We start from the raw sequence: 3,586 nt of genomic DNA on the forward strand, positions 1-3,586 counted from the left end.
CCAACATGCGTGGCGCCAGCTTTTGCCGCAGCGTCAATGCTTGCTTCGTCTTTTAGACCACAGATTTTGATTTGCGTTTGCATGCTGGCTAACTAGCGAACCCGAAGGCTTCCGTCATGCTGAACTTGCGCAACCTCGGGGCCAGCGTCTTGCGTTACAACGTGCCCATAATGGCCCGTGCTGCATCTTCGGGGCTTTCGGCCTTGGTAATGGGCCGTCCGATAACCAATATGCTTGCGCCGTCGTCGCGTGCCTGACGGGGGGTAACGGTGCGCTTTTGATCCGCGCTGGTGCCACCGGCGGGACGAAGACCCGGAACAACGAAAAACCCGTCCTTCCAATATTTTTTAACCGCTTTCACTTCATGGCCCGAACACACAATGCCGTCGAGCCCGGCTTCTTGCGCCAATGCCGCCAGTCGGGCGACCTGAAGATCCGCCGTGTCTGACACGCCGACGCGGTTAAGGTCATGGTCGTCGAGGCTGGTCAAAACCGTGACGGCGACGACTTTGGTATGAGCTCCGGCTGCCGCCTTGGCATCTTCCATCATTGCGCGACCACCGGCAGCATGGATGGTGACAATGGCTGGTTCCAAGGTGTTAATCGCCTGCATCGCCTTGGCAACGGTATTGGGAATGTCGTGCAGTTTCAGATCAAGAAAGATCGGCAGGCCGAGCTTTTGCACTTCGTGCACGCCATGATGTCCGTTGGCACAGAAAAATTCGAGGCCAAGTTTAATCCCGCCGACTTGGTCCTTAATACGCCGCGTCAATTCCAGCGCGTCATCCAGATAAGGGGTGTCGATTGCGACGAAAATTGGGTTGGTCATATCATATCCACAGCGGCATAGGCAGGGGGAGGGGAGGCTGGCGGCGGTGGCGGTAGGGCCGAGCCGCGTTGGTTCGCCTCAAGCGTCATTATGCGCTTTTTTAAGCGCCACACCTGCGTCAGGTGCAGGAAATACAGCGGTAAAAAACCAATGAGAAACGCCGCAATGACCAGCGCCGGCAATTTTGTGTCTAGGCGAAGGCCACCCCATAGGCTGACCGACACCGGCACCCAGTTGTTGGTCGCGAACACGATAAGTCCGATGATGATGGTTACCCAAATGAGTATCTTCAAAAATCGCATCGGTCCGCAGCTCCTTCTTACCTCGCTACCTTATGGCAAGTTTTAGCCTTTGGGTAGCGCTATCCAACAAACCTAGCCGCCGCGCGTGTTGGCGGCGGCTAAGGCTCAGCCAAATACGCGTTCGAAAATGGTGTCGATATGTTTGAAGTGGTAATCAAGATTGAAGCGGTCTTCGATTTCTTCGGCAGACATTTTCGCAGAAACATCTGCATCGGCCTTCAAAAGCTCCATGAGTGATTCCGCACCGTCGGATTCCCAAACCTTCATCGCGTTGCGTTGAACGATGCGGTAGCTGTCCTCGCGGCTGATGCCAGCCTGCGTGAGCGCCAGCAGCACGCGTTGCGAATGGACAAGGCCGCCCATGCGGTCGAGATTTTTCTGCATCCGTTCAGGATAGATCAACAGCTTATCAATCACGCCCGTCAGTCGGCCGAGGGCGAAATCGAGTGTGATGGTTGCGTCCGGACCGATATAGCGTTCGACGCTTGAGTGGCTGATATCGCGTTCATGCCACAAAGCGACATTTTCCAGAGCAGGCGTCACATAGCCACGGACCATACGGGCAAGACCAGTCAGGTTTTCCGTGAGCACTGGGTTGCGCTTGTGCGGCATGGCGGAGCTGCCCTTTTGACCCGGCGAGAAATATTCTTCCGCCTCAAGAACTTCGGTGCGCTGCAAATGGCGTACTTCTGTCGCGAGGCGCTCGATGGACGAGGCGATAACGCCAAGCGTTGCGAAATACATGGCGTGGCGGTCACGCGGAATGACCTGTGTTGATACAGGCTCAATCGCGAGGCCAAGCTTTGCCGCAACATGCGCTTCAACGCCCGGATCGATATTGGCAAAGGTGCCGACCGCGCCCGAAATGGCGCATGTCGCGATTTCAGCGCGGGCAGCCACAAGGCGTTCACGGCCGCGGGCGAATTCCGCATAAGCTTGCGCAAGCTTCATACCGAAGGTGACGGGTTCTGCATGAATACCGTGGCTGCGGCCGATGGTCGGCGTAAATTTGTGCTCCATCGCGCGCGTCTTAATCGCGGCCAGCAAAGCATCCATGTCGGCGAGCAAAAGATCGGTCGCTTGTGTGAGCTGAACCGCAAGGCAGGTGTCGAGCACATCGGAGGATGTCATCCCCTGATGCATGAAACGGGCTTCGTCGCCCACTTGTTCTGCGACCCATGTCAGGAACGCGATGACATCATGCTTTGTGACCGCCTCAATCGCGTCAATGGCGGCAACATCGATAGCTGGGTTGGTGTCCCACCATTTCCAAAGCGCTTGCGCGGCAGATGCGGGAACAACGCCGCGTTCGGCCAACGCGTCGGTGGCATGTGCCTCAATTTCGAACCAAATGCGAAAGCGGTTTTCAGGCTCCCAGATCTTCACCATGTCGGGGCGGGAATAACGTGGGATCATATTGTTCGCTTTCTGCTGCTATCGGGAGTCGTCGCCCCGTTAGCAGGCGCACCGCAAGGCGTCAAAAATGACGCGCCTGAAGCGCACAAAAAAGAAGGGCGCGGGTTTTACGCCGCGCCCTTGCTTCTCAAAAAGTCGTCAATTTAGAAGTCGATAGACACACGACCATACACAAACCGTCCGCTGAAACCGAATGGCGACTGCGAGCTGTAAGGCAGGAATGAGTTGTTCAAGCCATAGCTTACGCCATCAACCGTTCCGAATGGAAGGCGATCTGGATACACATCCAACACGTTGTTCGCGCCAAATGCAATTGAGACGGACTCAACGGGTTTGAAGCGGAACTCAAGGTCGGTAATCCACTTGGGCGACAGGAATATATCGCCTGGGACGATACCAGGCCCGATTGCGATGTTGCTATTGTTTGCCGCTGTCGAGAAGCCGCTTGGCAAGAACACTTCGCCGTAACGGTTCGTGCGCAGCGTCATGCCAAGATTGTTATAATCCCAATCGAGCGTGGCGTTTAGCTTGTTCTTAGGTTGTCCGTCGGTCAGGCGATAGCTTTCCTGCCGTGCGAACAAACGCTGTGCGGTAAAGCCAGAAAATACGCGGCGGTCGGTAATTTTGGTATTGTTCAAATTATAACCGACGCTGACGCGGAACTTGCCGAGGCCGAATTCTGGCACACGATAGCTGGCAACGATATCAAGACCTGTTGTGCGGGTATCAATACCGTTGATGAAAAAGCGCGCCGAACTTACGCCCGTGACACCGGCTGAAGTCAGCAACGCCAGAACGTCTGGTCCAGTTAGGTTTTCGGTCAAGGTTATGCGGTCGTTAATTTTTATGTTGTAGTAATCCGCAGTGATGCTGAGCCCGCTAACCGGGGTGAATGTAACGCCACCGCCAATGTTAACCGATTTTTCTGGCGTGAGCGGCTGTGCACCCAGCGCAACGGCCACAGGCGATGAAACCGGGAATGTCCCGATTTCGATAAGCACGCCACCGACGTTGTTGGTCGATGTGGTTGCGAATGATT

The 3,586-nt window shown here is 55.5% G+C and carries 4 protein-coding genes; all 4 read right to left on the minus strand.

Annotated features, from left to right (window positions below):
- Nucleotides 1-154 precede the first annotated feature (154 nt).
- Nucleotides 155-829, minus strand: coding sequence for an orotidine-5'-phosphate decarboxylase (pyrF, locus tag ACILQA_RS10425; RefSeq protein ID WP_395629629.1), 675 nt, complete (start codon nt 827-829; stop codon nt 155-157).
- Nucleotides 826-1,131: a hypothetical protein gene (locus tag ACILQA_RS10430; protein WP_395629630.1), complete on the minus strand. Its 306-nt coding sequence runs from the start codon at nt 1,129-1,131 to the stop codon at nt 826-828. The genes pyrF and ACILQA_RS10430 overlap by 4 nt, the downstream gene beginning before the upstream one ends.
- 105 nt (nt 1,132-1,236) lie before the next feature.
- Nucleotides 1,237-2,547 (minus strand): adenylosuccinate lyase, encoded by a 1,311-nt coding sequence (gene purB, locus ACILQA_RS10435; RefSeq protein WP_183940414.1) that lies wholly within the window; start codon nt 2,545-2,547, stop codon nt 1,237-1,239.
- A 143-nt stretch (nt 2,548-2,690) separates the two neighbouring features.
- On the minus strand, nt 2,691-3,586 hold an 896-nt coding region (locus ACILQA_RS10440), incomplete at its 5' end, for a TonB-dependent receptor domain-containing protein (protein WP_395629631.1).

It is taken from the genome of Sphingorhabdus sp. (assembly GCF_044239005.1).
GTDB lineage: Bacteria > Pseudomonadota > Alphaproteobacteria > Sphingomonadales > Sphingomonadaceae > Sphingorhabdus_B.

Bases quoted from the DNA above. Each gene is read 5' to 3' on its own strand.
- purB (WP_183940414.1), bottom strand. From the start codon at position 2,547: ATGATCCCACGTTATTCCCGCCCCGACATGGTGAAGATCTGGGAGCCT.
- pyrF (WP_395629629.1), bottom strand. From the start codon at position 829: ATGACCAACCCAATTTTCGTCGCAATCGACACCCCTTATCTGGATGAC.
- ACILQA_RS10430 (WP_395629630.1), bottom strand. From the start codon at position 1,131: ATGCGATTTTTGAAGATACTCATTTGGGTAACCATCATCATCGGACTT.